The organism is Maribellus luteus (genome assembly GCF_003576475.1).
Taxonomy (GTDB): Bacteria; Bacteroidota; Bacteroidia; order Bacteroidales; family Prolixibacteraceae; genus Draconibacterium; species Draconibacterium luteum.
Genome location: NZ_QWGR01000302.1, coordinates 1 through 514 on the forward strand (window position 1 = coordinate 1; position 514 = coordinate 514).

A 514-nucleotide genomic window follows, 5' to 3' on the forward strand; every position below is an offset into this window, starting at 1 on the left:
AGGTATCATGCGGGCTACGCGCCGTTTTCGTCTGCAAAGCCTGCGGCGGCGCGGCTAGCTGAGCATACGACGATGGATTTTTACCCCGATCTGGAAGGTTTGCCGCTGTTTGCCAAACCCGCATTCGGCTGGGAGGAACCACTGTCGGCATCGCCAACCGAAACGCCCCCCGCCAAACCCCGCCGCTTGCGCCGATGGCGCGGCCCGATCACGCATTGGGAACGCGGCTACCGCTCTCACTACTACCGCGACAAGCGCGGCAAGAAGCTCGGTGAAATCCACCTGAGCCCGCGCGGTCAGGCGCCGCTGCTTTACCGCTGGCTGGCCGGTACGCTCTCGGGCATCGAGGGGTCGCTCACGCACGCGCGCATGCGGGTCGAAGAGGCGATCGGGTTTGGAATGCGGCAGATGGCGCTGTTCTGAGCGGGCGGCCCGGCGCGCCGCTGGGCACGGCCGATGCGTCAACTTTGGGTTCACCACGAGGAGAACACCATGCCGACCATCGTCCGCATCT

The 514-nt window shown here is 65.6% G+C and carries 1 protein-coding gene; it reads left to right on the forward strand.

Annotated features, from left to right (window positions below; genetic code table 11):
• Window positions 1-423 (forward strand): hypothetical protein (locus D1614_RS28995; RefSeq protein ID WP_206610224.1); only part of this gene is annotated, 423 nt, incomplete at its 5' end.
• Between the last annotated feature and the right edge of the window lie 91 nt (window positions 424-514).